Source organism: Streptomyces sp. T39 (assembly GCF_008042045.1).
In the GTDB taxonomy this organism is placed as follows: Bacteria; Actinomycetota; Actinomycetes; order Streptomycetales; family Streptomycetaceae; genus Streptomyces.
This window is the reverse complement of record NZ_RDBP01000037.1, coordinates 528,357-543,946: the sequence shown is the minus strand read 5'-3', so window position 1 is coordinate 543,946 and position 15,590 is coordinate 528,357. Positions and strand designations below refer to the sequence as shown.

Annotated in this window: 16 protein-coding genes, 1 rRNA gene, 2 pseudogenes and 1 other annotated feature; of the genes and pseudogenes, 7 read left to right on the top strand and 12 right to left on the bottom strand. The window is 72.1% G+C overall.

What is annotated here, in order from left to right; translation table 11 throughout:
• Positions 1–45 precede the first annotated feature (45 nt).
• The 5 genes from EAO77_RS24905 to EAO77_RS38825 form a co-directional block, all read right to left on the bottom strand.
• Positions 46–861: a tetratricopeptide repeat protein gene (locus tag EAO77_RS24905; protein WP_147991012.1), complete on the bottom strand. Its 816-nt coding sequence runs from the start codon at positions 859–861 to the stop codon at positions 46–48.
• Positions 783–2,111: a hypothetical protein gene (locus EAO77_RS38830; protein WP_187283394.1), complete on the bottom strand. Its 1,329-nt coding sequence runs from the start codon at positions 2,109–2,111 to the stop codon at positions 783–785. The genes EAO77_RS24905 and EAO77_RS38830 overlap by 79 nt, the downstream gene beginning before the upstream one ends.
• Before the next feature lie 291 nt (positions 2,112–2,402).
• A 5S ribosomal RNA gene (rrf, locus tag EAO77_RS24890) occupies positions 2,403–2,519 on the bottom strand.
• A gap of 149 nt (positions 2,520–2,668) precedes the next feature.
• Positions 2,669–2,931: a sequence feature (23S ribosomal RNA rRNA prediction is too short), on the bottom strand.
• A 982-nt stretch (positions 2,932–3,913) separates the two neighbouring features.
• Positions 3,914–4,525: a DNA-3-methyladenine glycosylase gene (locus EAO77_RS24880; protein WP_147990512.1), complete on the bottom strand. Its 612-nt coding sequence runs from the start codon at positions 4,523–4,525 to the stop codon at positions 3,914–3,916.
• On the bottom strand, positions 4,522–4,698 hold the full coding sequence (locus EAO77_RS38825) for a hypothetical protein (RefSeq protein ID WP_187283393.1): 177 nt from the start codon (positions 4,696–4,698) through the stop codon (positions 4,522–4,524). The genes EAO77_RS24880 and EAO77_RS38825 overlap by 4 nt, the downstream gene beginning before the upstream one ends.
• A gap of 139 nt (positions 4,699–4,837) precedes the next feature.
• On the opposite strand from EAO77_RS38825, the gene EAO77_RS24875 reads away from it, so the two are divergent.
• From EAO77_RS24875 to EAO77_RS24865, 3 genes are all read left to right on the top strand, one after another.
• A complete protein-coding gene (locus EAO77_RS24875; RefSeq protein ID WP_147990511.1) occupies positions 4,838–5,620 on the top strand; it encodes a sporulation protein in 783 nt (260 codons plus the stop codon).
• 101 nt (positions 5,621–5,721) lie between these two features.
• Positions 5,722–6,258 (top strand): YbhB/YbcL family Raf kinase inhibitor-like protein, encoded by a 537-nt coding sequence (locus tag EAO77_RS24870; protein WP_147990510.1) that lies wholly within the window; start codon positions 5,722–5,724, stop codon positions 6,256–6,258.
• A gap of 239 nt (positions 6,259–6,497) precedes the next feature.
• Positions 6,498–7,007, top strand: coding sequence for an HNH endonuclease (locus tag EAO77_RS24865; RefSeq protein ID WP_147990509.1), 510 nt, complete (start codon positions 6,498–6,500; stop codon positions 7,005–7,007).
• 71 nt (positions 7,008–7,078) lie between these two features.
• On the opposite strand, the gene EAO77_RS24860 is transcribed toward EAO77_RS24865, so the two are convergent.
• From EAO77_RS24860 to EAO77_RS24845, 4 genes are all read right to left on the bottom strand, one after another.
• A complete protein-coding gene (locus tag EAO77_RS24860; protein ID WP_147990508.1) occupies positions 7,079–7,846 on the bottom strand; it encodes a sulfite exporter TauE/SafE family protein in 768 nt (255 codons plus the stop codon).
• Between the two features lie 83 nt (positions 7,847–7,929).
• A complete protein-coding gene (locus EAO77_RS24855) occupies positions 7,930–8,889 on the bottom strand; it encodes an SPFH domain-containing protein (RefSeq protein WP_147990507.1) in 960 nt (319 codons plus the stop codon).
• 162 nt (positions 8,890–9,051) lie between these two features.
• Entirely contained in the window at positions 9,052–9,480 is a 429-nt protein-coding gene (locus tag EAO77_RS24850) for an NfeD family protein (protein ID WP_147990506.1), read from the bottom strand.
• A gap of 124 nt (positions 9,481–9,604) precedes the next feature.
• On the bottom strand, positions 9,605–10,396 hold the full coding sequence (locus EAO77_RS24845; RefSeq protein ID WP_147990505.1) for an ABC transporter ATP-binding protein: 792 nt from the start codon (positions 10,394–10,396) through the stop codon (positions 9,605–9,607).
• Between the two features lie 210 nt (positions 10,397–10,606).
• Here EAO77_RS24845 and EAO77_RS24840 point away from each other — a divergent pair, with 210 nt between their 5' ends.
• Positions 10,607–11,398, top strand: a complete 792-nt coding sequence (locus EAO77_RS24840) for a hypothetical protein (RefSeq protein ID WP_147990504.1) — start codon at positions 10,607–10,609, stop codon at positions 11,396–11,398.
• Positions 11,399–11,488: 90 nt separating this feature from the next.
• Here EAO77_RS24840 and EAO77_RS24835 read toward each other — a convergent pair whose 3' ends face one another.
• The 3 genes from EAO77_RS24835 to EAO77_RS24825 form a co-directional block, all read right to left on the bottom strand.
• Positions 11,489–11,740: a chaplin gene (locus EAO77_RS24835; protein WP_147990503.1), complete on the bottom strand. Its 252-nt coding sequence runs from the start codon at positions 11,738–11,740 to the stop codon at positions 11,489–11,491.
• A gap of 227 nt (positions 11,741–11,967) precedes the next feature.
• Positions 11,968–12,612, bottom strand: a complete 645-nt coding sequence (locus EAO77_RS24830; protein WP_147990502.1) for a response regulator — start codon at positions 12,610–12,612, stop codon at positions 11,968–11,970.
• Complete coding sequence (locus EAO77_RS24825; protein WP_147990501.1) at positions 12,605–13,750, bottom strand: GAF domain-containing sensor histidine kinase; 1,146 nt, start codon at positions 13,748–13,750, stop codon at positions 12,605–12,607. The genes EAO77_RS24830 and EAO77_RS24825 overlap by 8 nt, the downstream gene beginning before the upstream one ends.
• Before the next feature lie 176 nt (positions 13,751–13,926).
• Here EAO77_RS24825 and EAO77_RS24820 point away from each other — a divergent pair, with 176 nt between their 5' ends.
• From EAO77_RS24820 to EAO77_RS24810, 3 genes and pseudogenes are all read left to right on the top strand, one after another.
• On the top strand, positions 13,927–14,622 hold the full coding sequence (locus EAO77_RS24820; protein WP_147990500.1) for an SDR family NAD(P)-dependent oxidoreductase: 696 nt from the start codon (positions 13,927–13,929) through the stop codon (positions 14,620–14,622).
• A pseudogene (locus EAO77_RS24815) lies at positions 14,619–15,371 on the top strand (S-adenosylmethionine:tRNA ribosyltransferase-isomerase); the annotation flags it as partial. The gene EAO77_RS24820 and the pseudogene EAO77_RS24815, both read left to right, overlap by 4 nt.
• Positions 15,372–15,408: 37 nt before the next feature.
• Positions 15,409–15,590 (top strand): annotated as a pseudogene (locus EAO77_RS24810) (response regulator transcription factor); the annotation flags it as partial.

Below are 15,590 nucleotides of genomic sequence, written 5' to 3'. Positions count from 1 at the left end.
GTACCCCGGATCGGGGTACCGCCCTCGTGTGTGCCGCGCTCCGCCCTACTCGGCGGACTTGGCGGGGGCGTCGTCGTCGCCGGACGGCTCGTCCGTGAGGTCCGCGTCAGCGGAGGCGGCGCCGTCGTGCTCCGCGTCGTCGTCCTCGGCGTCGTCGTCCTCGGCGTCGTCGTCCTCGGCGTCCTGGTGGCGGGCGCCGAGGTCGTGGTGGTCGTCCTCGTCGCTGTCGTCCATGGCGTCGGTGAACTCCACGCCGTCCATCTCCGCGAGACGGTCGGACGCGTCGGTCGCGCCGTCCTTGTCGGCCTCCAGCGCCTTGGCGAACCACTCCCGCGCCTCGTCCTCGCGGCCCGCGGCCAGCAGCGCGTCGGCGTAGGCGTACCGGAGCCTGGCCGTCCACGGCTGAACGGAACTCGAGGCGAGCTCGGGGCTCTGCAGGGTCACGATGGCGGCTTCCAGCTGCCCCATGTCCCGGCGGGCCCCGGCGGCGACGAGCCGCATCTCGACCTGGCCGGCCTTGTCCAGCTTCTGCACCTCGGCCTCACCGGCCATGGCCAGCGCACGCTCCGGACGTCCCAGCCCGCGCTCGCAGTCGGCCATCACGGGCCAGAGCTCCACGGACCCGGTCATCCGCCGCGCGGCACGGAACTCGGCGAGCGCTTCGGAGTACTTCTGCGTGGCGTACGCGGCGAAGCCGGCCGCCTCGCGCACCGCGGCGACGCGGGACGCGAGCCGCAGGGCCACCCTGGAGTAGGCGTAGGCCTGCTCGGGGTCCTCGTCGATCAGGTTGGCGACCATGACGAGGTTGCGCGCGACGTCCTCGGCGAGGCCCTTCGGCAGGCTCTGGAGCTCCTGGCGCACGTCCTTGTCGATCTCGTCACCGGTGACGTCGTCCGGGATGGGCAGCCGCTTGATCGGCTCGCGGTCGGGGCGCTCGCGCTCGTCACGGCGCCCGTAGCCGCCGCCACCGGAGCGGTCGTCACGGCGCGGGCCGCCGCGGAAGCCGCCACGGTCGTCGCGTCCGCCACGGAAGCCGCCACGCTCGTCGTCGCGGCGCCCGTAGCCGCCGCCACCGCCCTGACCGCCGCGGTCGTCACGACGGGGACCGCGGTCGCGGTCGTCGCGTCCGCCACGGAAACCGCCGCGCTCGTCGTCACGGCGCGCGTAGCCGCCGCCACCGCCGGGACGCCCGCCGCGGTCGTCGTCGCGGCGGGGGCCGCGGTCACGGTCGTCGCGGGGGAAGCGTCCACCTCGGTCGTCGTCACGGCGGAAGCCGCCGCCACCCTGGCCACCACGGTCGTCGCGACGGAACCCACCGCCGCCGCCCTGGCCACCGCGGTCGTCGCGACGGAACCCACCGCCGCCACCCTGGCCACCACGGTCGTCACGACGGAACCCACCGCCACCACCCTGGCCACCACGGTCGTCACGACGGAACCCACCGCCACCACCCTGGCCACCACGGTCGTCGCGGCCGCCGTAGCCGCCGGCGGGACGCGAACCGTAGCCGCCGCCACCACCGGGACGCCCGCCCCGGTCGTCACGCGGGCGGTAGCCCCCACGGTCGTCCTCACGACGAGGACCGCGGTCACGGTCGTCACGGGGGAAGCGTCCACCCCGGTCGTCGTCACGGCGGGGGCCGCGGTCACGGTCGTCGCGGGGGCCGCGGTAGCCACCACGGTCGTCGTCACGGCGGAAGCCGCCGCCGCCACCCTGGCCACCACGGTCGTCACGACGGAACCCACCGCCACCACCCTGGCCACCACGGTCATCGCGACGGAACCCACCGCCACCACCCTGGCCACCACGGTCRTCRCGACGGAACCCACCGCCACCACCCTGGCCACCACGGTCRTCRCGACGGAACCCACCGCCACCACCCTGGCCACCACGGTCGTCACGACGGAACCCACCGCCACCACCCTGGCCACCACGGTCATCGCGGCCGCCGTAGCCGCCGGCGGGACGCGAACCGTAGCCGCCGCCACCACCGGGACGCCCGCCCCGGTCGTCACGCGGGCGGTAGCCCCCACGGTCGTCCTCACGACGAGGACCGCGGTCACGGTCGTCACGACTCCCGGCACCGCCGGGCCGGCCACCGCGATCGTCACGGGGGCCGCGGTAACCACCGCGGTCGCCCCGGTCGTTGTCACGACGGGGTCCACGGTCACGATCGTCACGACCGCCGCGGAATCCGCCCCCGTCACCACCGTCCCTACGACGCGGCTCGCGGTCCGGACGGTCGTCGGAAGAGTTGGGGGACATCGGCGTGACTCCTGTCATCGGGTACCACAGACATTCTCGCGCAGTCGTCCAACGGACGCGCTGCGGCAAAACATTCGGCAAAACAAAAAGGACCCTTGGTCCAGCGTKMACGCTGGACCAAGGGTCCTTGAAAGATTGTTCGGCGGCGTCCTACTCTCCCACAGGGTCCCCCCTGCAGTACCATCGGCGCTGAAAGGCTTAGCTTCCGGGTTCGGAATGTAACCGGGCGTTTCCCTAACGCTATGACCACCGAAACTCTATCGGGCCGCCCCGCAACAGCGGGGCATCGGCACTTAGCGAACAAGCACACTCTTCAGTTAAGCAAAGTGGAACTGGTTCAACCGGTGCGACTGTTCGCAACCCGGGAACCACACAGTGGACGCGAGCAAATGAGGTCAAGCCCTCGGCCTATTAGTACCGGTCAACTCCACCAGTTACCTGGCTTCCATATCCGGCCTATCAACCCAGTCGTCTACTGGGAGCCTTACCCTCTCAAGGAGGTGGGAGTCCTCATCTCGAAGCAGGCTTCCCGCTTAGATGCTTTCAGCGGTTATCCTTTCCGAACGTAGCCAACCAGCCATGCCCTTGGCAGGACAACTGGCACACCAGAGGTTCGTCCGTCCCGGTCCTCTCGTACTAGGGACAGCCCTTCTCAAGACTCCTACGCGCACAGCGGATAGGGACCGAACTGTCTCCAGGATCAAACTCTCCATGAATGTCTACCGGTAATCCGGTTGAACACCACTTAGAGCGGAACGGTCGGGCGGAATAAGCCCCACCGTTCACAGCGTCCTCGCTGTGTCGCCTGCCCGCACCCTCACAAGGAGGACCGGACAGGTCTTTTTCAAAGGAACCTCGACCATCCGAACCGGATGGACGGGGTATCAACATATCTGGCGTTGATTTTTGGCACGCTGTTGAGTTCTCAAGGAACGGACGCTTCCTTTGTACTCACCCTCTCGGGCTTTCCTCCGGGCGCTTCCCTTCGGTCTTGTGTCTCCGACTCTATCAGATCTTTCCGACCCGATTTCCTCGGTGCTTTCCGGGCTTTTCGGCCCTTCCGGCGGTTCCGACTCTATCAGACTCTTTCGGGCCCGATTCCCGGTCGGCGGGAATGCTTTCGGGAATTCGCTTTCGCGTTTCCCTTCGGCGTGGTCACTACGCTAGCGGATTTCCCCGGCGTCTCATAATCGAGGCTTTCCGGATGAATTTCGGCATGCCGAAATCGCACCCGTCCGGGTTCGTCGTGAGTAGTGGATGGCCGCCTCAGGGCTGCTGAACAGCAGGCCCCGGTCAAGCGGCTCGGGATACATTAGGGGCCCCGCCCGGCCGAGTCAAGCCGGGCGTCGGCGCGGCGTGCGGGCCCCGCAGGGGCCGGCCGTGGGGTCGCCGTCGTCCGAAGGAGCCAAGTACGGGAAGGCCCCTTCCCCTCGCACGCCGGTGCGCTCCGCGTTGCGTTCCTGATCAGGGTGCGGGGCGGTGCCGGGCCGCGGGGGCGGCGGGGCGGCCGGGCCGGCGCAGACGCCCCGCCCGTGGACGCCGCGGTCGACATCGAGTGCCGTGTCGAACAGCGGCGGGCCTTTGGCCGGTTCCTTGTGGTCCCGGGCCGGAAGTCGCCGTGTCCGGGCGAGGGCCGGGCAGGGCGTCCTCAGGCTCCGGCCGGCGGCTTGGCCCTCGGGCTCAGGCGGTACGCCGAGACGGTCGGATCACCGGCGAGGTAGAAGCGGTGCTGCCAGTCATGGGCTCTGCTCACCCCCACCCGAGGACCGACCCGGACGAGCTCGGCAGGTACGGGCTCGCCCTCGGACAAGGTGACCGAGGCGCCTGTCAGCAGCTCCGTGCCGTCGTGCTCCGCCGTGATGCCGAGCGCCCGGCAGAGATTCCCGGGGCCCCGCGCGAGACGCGGACCGGCGACCTCCGCCCCGCGCCGCTTGCGTGCGAGGTCCTCTCCCGCGACGACCCTGCCGGCCCGGAGGAGAACAGCGGAGGCGATGCCGTCCGTCCCGGTGACGACGTTGGCGCACCAGTGGAGGCCGTGCGACCTGTACACGTACAGCCGTCCTGCCGGCCCGAACATGGCGGCGTTCCGGGGTGTCCGGCCGCGGTAGGCGTGCGAGGCGGGGTCCGCCGTACCGGAGTAGGCCTCGGTCTCCGTGATCGTGATGCTCACGGTTCCGTCGGAGGTCTCGTGGGTGAGAACGGCACCCAGCAGTCTGGGGGCGACTTCTTCCGCCGGGTGAGCGAGTTTCGCGACGTTCATGCGCCGGATGCCGCCTCCCCCGCGTATGCCCCGGCCTCGGTGCGGCGCGGGGCGATCGGGCGGTCCTCGGTCCGGCGGACGCGGGTGCACCCCGGGAGGCGGGGGGCGGCGCCGGGGACCGGGCGGTCGAAGAACGAGCGGGGCAGCGGCGTACGGTCGGGGCTCTCGGTCATCGGGCCGAGCGTACCGGGGAACCGACCGCGGTTTCCGGGCGTATGTATCGGGCGTACGCAGGGAACCCGTCCCGACGGCCGACCGGCCGGCGGGGGCGGCCGTACCCGTGCGACCCGTAGCGCAAGAGAAGGAGTGGACATGGGCTTCAAGAAGCTGCTCGCGAGCCTGGGTGCCGGCGGTGCCTCCGTGGAGACGGTGCTGTCCGAGGAGAACGTGGTGCCGGGCGGTGTCGTCCAGGGTGAGGTGCGCATCCAGGGCGGTTCCGTGGACCAGCAGATCGAGGGCCTGTCCGTCGGCCTGCAGGCCCGTGTCGAGGTCGAGGGCGGTGACCACGAGGTCAAGCAGGACATCGAGTTCACCAAGGTGCGCCTGGGCGGGGCGTTCGAGGTCAAGGCCGGCGCGGTGCACGTGGTGCCGTTCGGGCTGGAGATCCCCTGGGAGACGCCCGTGACGACGATCGCCGGTCAGCGCCTGCACGGGATGGACATCGGGGTGACCACCGAGCTGGAGATCGCCCGCGCGGTCGACTCGGGCGACCTCGATCCGATCAACGTGCACCCGCTGCCGGCGCAGCAGGCGATCCTCGACTCGTTCGTGCAGCTGGGCTTCCGCTTCAAGAGCGCGGACATGGAGCGCGGGCACATCCGGGGGACGCGGCAGAAGCTGCCGTTCTACCAGGAGATCGAGTTCCTGCCGCCGCAGCAGTTCCGTGGGCTCAACCAGGTCGAGCTGACGTTCGTCGCGGACGAGCGCGAGATGGACGTCATCCTGGAGATGGACAAGAAGCCGGGCCTCTTCAGCGAGGGCAGCGACTCGTACAAGGCGTTCCGGGTGGGTCACCACGACTTCGCGTCGACGGACTGGGCCGCCTATCTGAACCAGTGGCTCGCCGACGTCGGCGGTCGCCGCAACTGGCTCTGAGCCGGAGCCCGAGGCCGCATGCTGATCCGCCGGGGACGGCGGGACCGCCTTTAGGCTCGGAGCCGAAGGCCCACTGGTACAGCCGATTCGGAGGTTTTGACGTGACCGAGCAGAAGCGGGCGCCCCTTCCGCACGACTTCCATCCGCCGGTGCCGTCGTTCACCGTGGTGAGCGAGGACATCGAGCCGGGGTCCGTGCTGAAGGACGCCCAGGTGCACGCGGAGGGCAACACCTCGCCGCAGCTGCGCTGGGAGGGTTTCCCGGAGGGGACCAAGAGCTTCGCCGTGACGTGCTTCGACCCGGACGCGCCGACGGGCAGCGGCTTCTGGCACTGGGTGCTCTTCGACATCCCGGTGTCGGTGACGGAGCTGCCGGCCGGTGCGGGGGGCGGCTCGTTCACGGGCCTGCCCGCCGGGGCGGTCCATGCCCGCAACGACTACGGGTCCAAGGACTTCGGCGGTGCGGCTCCCCCGCCCGGGGAGGACCACCGCTACGTCTTCACCGTGTACGCGGTGGACACCGAGAAGCTGGGTCCGGATGCGGACACCCCTCCGGCGGCCGTCGGTTTCAACCTGCGTTTCCACACGCTCGGGCGTGCGCAGCTGATCGCGCATTACGCGAGCCCTTCCGGAAGCTGAGCGGGTGTGCGCGGCGGGAAGCGGGTCGTGACCTGATCGCGTGAGCCGATTGTTCGTTTTCCGTTTGCCCTGCCCTGGTTCTGGAGAGATCAGGGCAGGGCAGTTTTGTTGCCAGGGGCCGGGGTTCGTCTCACCGGCAGGCACAGATATTGCGTTGTCCATCCCGGCGCGCCCGGCCAGAGTTGTTGCGAGTCCGAGCCCGCCGACGGGGCCGGGCCGGCGAACGGGAGGTGGGCAGAATGCGGCACACACTGGTGCTGAACGCGAGCTTCGAGCCGTTGTCGACGGTGTCGCTGAACCGTGCCGTGGTGCTGGTTCTGCAGGACAAGGCCGTGGTCGAGCAGTCCCACCCCGCGCTCCGTGTCCGTGCGGCCGCCGTGGAGCTTCCGGTGCCACGGGTGATCAGGCTCTGCCGGTACGTACGGGTGCCGTTCCGAAGACAGGCACCCTGGTCGCGGCGGGGTGTGCTGGTCAGGGACCAGCACCGGTGCGCCTACTGCGGCCGGCGCGCGTCGACGGTGGACCACGTCGTGCCGAAGTCGCGCGGTGGTGCCGACTCCTGGCTGAACACGGTGGCGTCGTGCGCCGAGGACAACCACCGCAAGGCGGACCGGACGCCGGAGCAGGCCGGGATGCCGCTGCTGCACCAGCCGTTCGTGCCCTCCCCCGCGGAGGCGATGCTGCTCGGTCTGCGGTCGGGTGAGCGGGACGCGCTGCCCGACTGGCTGGTGGCGTCGCCCGCCGCGTAGCGTCGGCGCACAGGCACCGGAGCCCGTCCCCGTGACCGATGCGGGGGCGGGCTCCGGTGCCCGGGCGGGTCCTACCGCAGGACGAGCTGGACGATCGCGAAGATGCCCACGACGACGATGAAGACGCGCAGGGCGAGCGGGGGGAGCCTGCGGCCGATCTTCGCGCCCAGCTGTCCGCCGATGGCCGAGCCGACGGCGATGAGGAGGACTGCGGTCCAGTCGAAGTCGGCGACGAAGAGGAAGAACAGGGCCGCGATGGTGTTCACGATCGCCGCGAGGACGTTCTTCACCGCGTTGAGGCGCTGAAGGGTGTCGTCGAGCAGCATGCCCATCAGGGAGAGGTAGATGATCCCCTGTGCGGCGGTGAAGTAGCCGCCGTAGACGCTGGCGAGGAGGAGTCCGCCGAAGAGGACGGGGCCGCCGTCGGCCCTGGTGACGGTGCCGGTGCGCTCGCGTCGGCGCTGGACGGCGGCGGAGATCCGGGGCTGGAGGACGACCAGGACCAGCGCGAGGGCGACGAGGACGGGGACGATGGTCTCGAACGCCCTCGGGGGCAGCATCAGCAGCAGGACCGCCCCGCCGAGGCCGCCGATGGCGGAGGCGACGCCGAGGCGCAGGATCAGGGGGCGCTGGCCCTTGAGCTCCTCGCGGTAGCCGATGGCGCCGCTGATGGAGCCGGGGATCAGTCCGAGGGCGTTGGAGACGGTCGCGGTCACGGGCGGCAGCCCGGTGGCGAGCAGGACCGGGAACGTGATCAGTGTTCCCGAGCCGACGATGGTGTTGATGGTGCCTGCGCCGATTCCGGCGGCGAAGACCGCCAGTAGCTCCCAGATGGACATGCCATGCCCTCCGCACTCGGTGAGACGCCTCCCCGCCCTGAAGGTCGAGGGGCCTCACCGATCATGCACGAGGGGTCGGGGGCTCAGTCGATGGGGGGCTGCTCCCGGCGGTCGGCGGTGCCGCCGGTCTGCTTGGGCACGCCGCCTCCGCCGCCGCCCATGCCGGCCATGGGGTTGAAGTTGCCCATGGCGCCGCTGAGTCCCTTGAGGGCGTCGCCGATCTCGCTGGGGACGATCCAGAGCTTGTTGGCGTCGCCCTCGGCGATCTTCGGGAGCATCTGGAGGTACTGGTAGGCGAGCAGCTTCTGGTCCGCGTCGCCGGCGTGGATGGACTCGAAGACCGTGCGGATGGCCTGGGCCTCGCCCTCCGCGCGCAGTGCGGCCGCCTTGGCCTCGCCCTCGGCGCGCAGGATGGCCGACTGCTTCTCGCCCTCCGCGGTGAGGATCTGGGACTGCCGGATGCCTTCGGCGGTGAGGATGGCGGCGCGCTTGTCGCGGTCGGCGCGCATCTGCTTCTCCATCGAGTCCTGGATGGAGGTGGGCGGTTCGATCGCCTTGAGCTCGACGCGGTTGACGCGGATGCCCCACTTGCCGGTCGCCTCGTCGAGGACGCCGCGCAGGGCGGCGTTGATCTCCTCGCGGGAGGTGAGGGTCCGCTCCAGGTCCATGCCGCCGATGATGTTGCGCAGGGTGGTGACGGTGAGCTGCTCGATCGCCTGGATGTAGCTGGCGACTTCGTAGGTGGCGGCGCGGGCGTCGGTGACCTGGTAGTAGATGACCGTGTCGATGTTGACGACCAGGTTGTCCTGGGTGATCACCGGCTGGGGCGGGAAGGGGACGACCTGCTCGCGCAGGTCGATCCGGTTGCGGATCGAGTCGATGAACGGGACGACGATGTTCAGTCCCGCGTTGAGGGTGCGGGTGTAGCGGCCGAACCGTTCGACGATGGCGGCGCTGGCCTGGGGGATGACCTGGATCGTCTTGATCAGGGCGATGAAGACCAGCACCACCAGAATGATCAGGACGATGATGATCGGTTGCATCGCGTTCCCTGTGCCCTTCGCTGCGGGTGATGAGCGGACCGAGCGTGTTCCGCGGGCCGGGGCCCGGTGGCCCGGCTGTCCTCGATGATCAGTTTCCCAGAACGGGAGCCGTGCTGTGGGCAGTTCGGCCTCTTCGGTCCGGGGACATGGACCGACGGTACGTCACATGACGACCGCGGTGGCGCCGTCGATCTCCACGACGTCGACCTGCCGGCCCGGATCGAAGACCAGCGACTCGTCGAAGGAGCGGGCGGACCAGATCTCGCCCGCCAGTTTGATGCGGCCCCCTGTGCTGTCGACGCGCTCGACCACCGTGGCCTGGCGGCCCTTCAGCGCGTCGACGCCGCTGGCGAAGCCGGGCTGCTGACTTCTGTGGCGGGCGGCGATCGGGCGCACCACGGCGATGAGGGCCACGGAGGCCACGACGAAGACGAGGACCTGGGCCACGACGCCTCCGCCCGCGGCCGCGACGACCGCGGCGGCGACCGCGCCCGCGGAGAACATGCCAAACTCGGGCATCGCGGTGAGCACGAGCGGAATGCCCAGCCCGACCGCGCCGATCAGCCACCACACCCATGCGTCGATGTCCACGCCGTCATGGTAGGTCCGCCGGTCGCGGTCGGGACAGGGGGCGAGGGCAAATGCCGCCTGTCCGGTGGGAGTTCGGCGTGGCTCCGGGAGGCGGGCGGCGAACGGGTGGGGCCCGTGGGGCGGTTCAGCCGAGCGGGAGTCCGTGGGCGGTCCACCGGTCCGCGGTGCGCTCGACGACCAGCGGCAGGCCGAAGCAGAGGGAGAGGTTGCGCGAGGTGAGCTCCGTCTCCATCGGTCCGGCCGCGAGGACCTTGCCCTGCCGGATCATCAGGACGTGGGTGAAGCCGGGGGCGATCTCCTCGACATGGTGGGTCACCATGATCATCGAGGGGGCGTAGGGGTCGCGGGCGAGCCGGCCGAGGCGGCGCACCAGGTCCTCGCGTCCGCCGAGGTCGAGGCCGGCGGCGGGCTCGTCCAGGAGCAGCAGTTCCGGGTCGGTCATCATGGCGCGGGCGATCATGGTGCGCTTGCGCTCGCCCTCCGAGAGGGTGCCGAACCTGCGGTCGAGGTACTCGGTCATGCCGAGGCGGTCGAGGAAGGCGCGGGCGCGCTGCTCGTCGACCTCGTCGTAGTCCTCGTGCCAGGTGGCGGTCATGCCGTAGGCCGCGGTGAGCACGGTCTGCAGGACGGTCTGGCGCTTGGGGAGCTTCTCGGCCATGGCGATGCCGGCGACGCCGATGCGGGGGCGGAGCTCGAAGACGTCGACGCCGCCGAGCCGCTCGCCGAGGATGCGGGCCTTGCCGGAGGTCGGGAAGAGGTAGCTGGACGCGATGTTGAGGAGGGTCGTCTTGCCGGCGCCGTTGGGGCCGAGGATGACCCAGCGCTCCCCCTCCTTGACCGACCAGGAGACGTCGTCCACCAGAGCGCGTCCGTCGCGGACCACGGATACGTCCACCAGCTCCAGTACATCGCTCATGAGCGCGTTGTCTCCCCATGCATCGTCGAGGTCTTCGGGTGCGTGTGTGCCTTCCGGGCACCTTTGTGCACCTGTGGGCACACCACCCAGGGAAAACCTACGCCACCGGCCCGGCGTGCCGGAGCCCGGTCCCGCGCTTGGGGCCCTCCCCCTCCCGCGGGCGGGGTGACGGCGCTCCCCGCGGCGGCGGACAGTACTTAGGGTGTGGGCATGTTCTCGGAACCACGTTCAGGACGTCTGGCCGCCTGGGGCAACGCCCTCCTCGCCCACCGAGTGTCGCCCGACGACGCGGCGCTCGCGATCGTCGGCGAGGACGCCGTGCACCGTGTCGAGGGTCTGCCGGGCGAGGCGCGGCCGGTGGGGCTCACGCTGGCCCTGGGGCGGCTGCGGGCGCTCGGGGTGACGGGGTACCGGGTGGCCCTGCCGGCGCCGGGGCATCCGCTGGGTCTGAGCGGGCCGCCGGAGTTCAACGCCCGGGCCCTGGAGGCGGAGGAGGCCGTCGTCGGGACGGGGGCCGCGTACGGGCTGGTGCCCGAGGTGTACGAGGCGGGCCCGGCCGGTGACGTGCACACGGAGGTGGTCTGGCACTGTCTGCCGGTGCGCGAGGCGCCTCCGGCGGACGTCCCGTCGCTGGGCGAGGCCGAGCGGGAGCTCGCGGAGGCCCTGCGGGAGGCGACCGAGGCGCTGACCCGGCTCGACGTCGCGGCGTCGGGGCCGGTGGCGGAGGCGGCGCTGGACGCCTACCGGGCACGGGCGGAGCGGGGGGCCGGGGAGGTCCTGGCCCCGGGCTACCCGCCGCGCGCGGTGCGGGTGCTGGAGCTGGCCCGGCGGATCGGGCTGCTGATCTCGCTGGCGTACGGGAACGGCCACGGCGGGGCGGTCAGCGCGTCCGAGATGGCGGCGCGCGCCGAGGCGCTGCGGCCGGTGGAGCGGGTGGCGCGGCGGGCGCAGGTGGCGGCGTACAACGCGTACGTGGAGGAGCGGGAGCGCGGCCGGGGCTGAGGCCGTCGCGGGGCCCGCGTCGCCGAGGGGCGGGACGCGCGACGCCCCGGCCCGCGGTGGGTGCGGGGCCGGGGCGTGAGGCGCGGCGCGTCAGCCGTTGACGGCGGCGTTGCCGAACGCGGGGTTGAGCAGTCCGATGACGTCGACCGAGTTGCCGGACACGTTGACCGGGACGTGGACCGGGACCTGGACCAGGTTGCCGGAGGCGACGCCCGGGGACTTCACGGCCTCCCCGTGGGCGTGCGCACCGCCGCCGGTGGTGGCGGAGGCGGCTCCCGCGCCGACGGCCACGATGCTGCCGGCGATCATGCCGAGGGCCGCGGCCCTCTTCAGGTTCTTCACTGCGTCATTCCTCCTGGGACATCTGCCGCGGCCGGCCGCCGCAGCACGCCCTGGAGAACGCGGGGACGCACGGGAGGATGCGCCATGTGAGTGACATCCACCCGACAGTATGAATCTCTGATCGCAGCGTGACCTTCCGGCGGACGGCTCGTCTCCCCCGGACGTCCGGGCCGGTCGGACGCCCGCTCCCCCGCATGCGCCGGCCGCCCGGCTCCCGGAGCGGCCGGTCAGTCGGTCATGCCGTGCCGGACCGCCCAGAGCGCGGCCTGGGTGCGGTCGGCGACATCGAGCTTCATCAGGATGTTCGACACATGGGTCTTCACCGTCTTCTCGGAGAGCACCAGCGCCCGGGCGATCTCGCGGTTGGACCGGCCGTCCGCGATCAGTGCGAGCACCTCGCGCTCGCGCTCGGTCAGGCTCGGCCCCCGGCCGCCCGCGCCACCGGGGACGTCCCCGGACAGCAGCGCCCCGGCGACCTCCTGCTGGAGCAGGATGTGCCCCGCGTGGACGGACCGGATCGCGCCGGCGAGCGCCTCCGGGTCGACGTCCTTGTAGACGTAGCCCGCGGCCCCGGCGCGCAGCGCGGGGACCACCGTGCGCTGCTCGGTGAAGCTGGTGACGATCAGGACCTTCGCCGGGTTGGCCAGCTCCCGCAGCCGGCGCAGGGCCTCGATGCCGTCCGTGCCCGGCATCTTCACGTCCATCAGGACGACGTGCGGCTTCAGCTCCTCCGCGCGGGCCACGCCCTCGGCGCCGTCGGCGGCCTCGCCGACGACCTCTATGTCGTCCTGGACCTCCAGGAAGGTGCGCAGGCCGCGCCGCACCACCTGGTGGTCGTCGACCAGCAGCACGCGGATCTTTCCCTCAGCCACCGGGGACCTCCATCTCGATCGTGGTGCCCCTGCCGGGCGCCGATTCCACGCTGAGCCTGCCGCCGACACCGCCGGCCCGGTCCCGCATCGACACCAGTCCCAGATGCCGACCGGCCCGGCGCACGGCCCTGGGCTCGAACCCCTTGCCGTTGTCCGTGACGCTGAGGACCACGCCCTGGCCGCGGCGGACCAGCGCCACGTCGACGGCGTCCGCCCCGGAGTGGCGCAGCGCGTTGTGCAGGGCCTCCTGGGCGACGCGCAGCAGCGCCTCCTCCTGGGCCGCGGGGAGGGCCTTGATCCCGCCGGCGGCGAAGCCGACCTTCGCGGTGTGCGCCCGGTCGAGGACCTGGACGTGGGTGCGCAGGGTGTTCACCAGGCCGTCCTCGTCGAGGGCGGCGGGCCGCAGCTCGACGACGGCGGCGCGGAGCTCGTCGGCCGCCTCCGCGGCGAGAGCGGCGACCTGCTGGAGCTCACCCTTGGCGCGGACCGGGTCGCGGTCCACCAGGGCGGCGGCCGCCTGCGCGGTCAGCCGCAGCGAGAAGAGCTTCTGGCTCACGGCGTCGTGCAGCTCGTGGGCGAGCCGGGAGCGCTCCTCGGCGATGGTGAGCTCACGGCTGCGCTCGTAGAGCCGGGCATTGGTGAGGGCGATGGCGGCGTGCTGGGCGAGCATCCCCAGCAGGTCCTCATCCTCCTCGGTGAATCCGCAGCCGCCGTCCGGCTTGGGGCAGCGCTTGTTGGCGAGGAAGAGGGCGCCGATGACCTCCTCGCCGTCCTTGACGGGCAGCCCGAGGAAGTCGGACATGTCCGGGTGGGAGGAGGGCCAGCCCTCGAAGCGCGGGTCCTCGCGAACGTCCGCGAGCCGCTCGGTCCGCGCGTCCTGGAGCATCGCGGCGAGGATGCCGTGCTGGCGCGGCAGGGGCCCGATGGCCTTCCACTGAGCGTCGCTGACGCCGTCGACGACGAACTGGGCGAAGCCGCCGTGGTCGTCCGGCACACCGAGCGCCGCGTACTCGGCGTCGAGCAGGCGGCGGGCCGAGGACACGATCGTCTTGAGGACGTCGCGCACCTCGAGATGCCTGCTCATCGCCAGGATGGCGGTGCTCACGTCGGCGAGGCCGGAGCTCGGTCGGTGACTCATGGCCTCACCGTACCGGCGGGCCGCGGCCTGCCGTATCGGCCCCGGGACGGCCCGGTCCCGGTCTCGCGGCGTAGGTCGAAGTGCCCGCGTCCATGGGGCCCGCCGCACGAGGCGGCGGGCCGTGCGGCGTTCCTACGTTGGCGTCGTCACAGCAGGACGAGGAAGGGACGGACGTCATGTCCACAGCGGTGATCACGGGGGCGTCGAAGGGGCTGGGCCGCGCGCTGGCGGCCGGTCTGGCGCGGCAGGGCTGGGACCTGGTGCTCGGCGCCCGTACCGAGGACGTGCTGCGGGAGAGCGCCCGGGAGGCCGGCGCGTACGGCACCCGGGTGGTGGCGGTGCCGGGCGATGTCACCGACGCCGGTCACCGGGCGGCGCTGGTGGCAGCGGCCGCCGGGCTCGGCGGCCTCGACCTGCTGGTGAGCAATGCGAGCGCGCTGGGCGCCGAGCCGCTGGTGCGGCTGGAGTCGCTGCCGGTGGCGGGGCTGCGGGCGGCGCTGGAGACCAACACGGTGGCCGCGCTGGGGCTGGTCCAGGAGGCGCTGCCGCTGCTGCGGCGCTCCGCCGCGGGAGCGGTCGTGGTGGTGAGCTCGGACGCGGCGGCGGAGGCGTACCCGCAGTGGGGCGGCTACGGGGCGTCGAAGGCCGCGCTCGACCAGCTGGCGGCCGTGCTGGCGGTGGAGGAGCCGTGGCTGCGGGTGTGGAGCGTGGACCCGGGCGACATGCGGACGGATCTGTACGCGGCGGCGGTGCCGGACGACGACGATCCGCGGCCGGAGCCGCGGTCCGTGGTGCCCGGGTTCCTGGCGCTGGTCGGCCGGCGGCCGGTCAGCGGCCGCTACTCGGCCCCCGCGCTGCTGGAGACCCGGTGACCGCCGCCGGGGCCCTGGCGGGGCTGCGGGTGCCGGACGGGCTGTCGGCTCGTGAGCCCGCGGAGGAGCGGGGCGCGGGGCGGGACGACGTCCGGCTGCTGGTCTCGCGCGGTTCACGGGTGTCGCACCACGCGTTCCGGGACCTGGCGGAGCAGTTGCGGGCCGGGGACGTGCTGGTCGTCAACACCTCGGCGACGCTGGCGGCCGCGGTGGACGGGCGGATCGGGACCGAGCCGGTGGTGGTGCACTTCTCGACGCGCGGCGACGGCGGCCGGTGGGCGGTGGAGCTGCGGCGGCCGGACGGCTCGGGGAGCACCGTGCCCCGCCCGGGCGGCCGGGCGGGGGTGTCGGTGCGGCTGCCGGGCGGTGGGCTGCTGGTGCTTCGGGAGCCGCTGGCCGCGGGGGCCGACCGGCTGTGGTGGGGGACGGTGTCGGTGGACGTGTCCGGGCTGCTGGCGCGGTACGGGCGTCCGATCCGCTACGGCTACACCCGGCGGGACCAGCCGCTGGCCGCCTACCAGACGGTCTTCGCGGTGCCCTCTCCCGACGGTTCGGGCTCCGCGGAGATGCCGAGCGCGGGGCGGCCCTTCACGCCGGGGATGGTCGCGCGCCTGGTGAGCCGGGGGGTGCAGTTCGCGCCGGTCACCCTGCACACGGGGGTGGCGTCCGCGGAGGCGCACGAGCCCCCGTATCCGGAGTGGTTCGAGGTGCCGGCGTCGACGGCCTGGCTGGTGAACGCGGCGAGGGCGTTCCGTTCGGATCGGGCCGGGACCGCCGGGGGACGTCCCCGGTGGCGCGGGCGGCCGGGGGCCGAGCCTGACCGAGCGCGAGCGCGAGGTGCTCGCACTGATCGCGGACGGCCGGTCCAACCGCGAGATCGCCCGGGCGCTGGTGCTCTCCGAGAAGACGGTGAAGACCCATGTGTCGAACATCCTGATGAAGCTCGATGTCGCCGACCGCACCCAGGC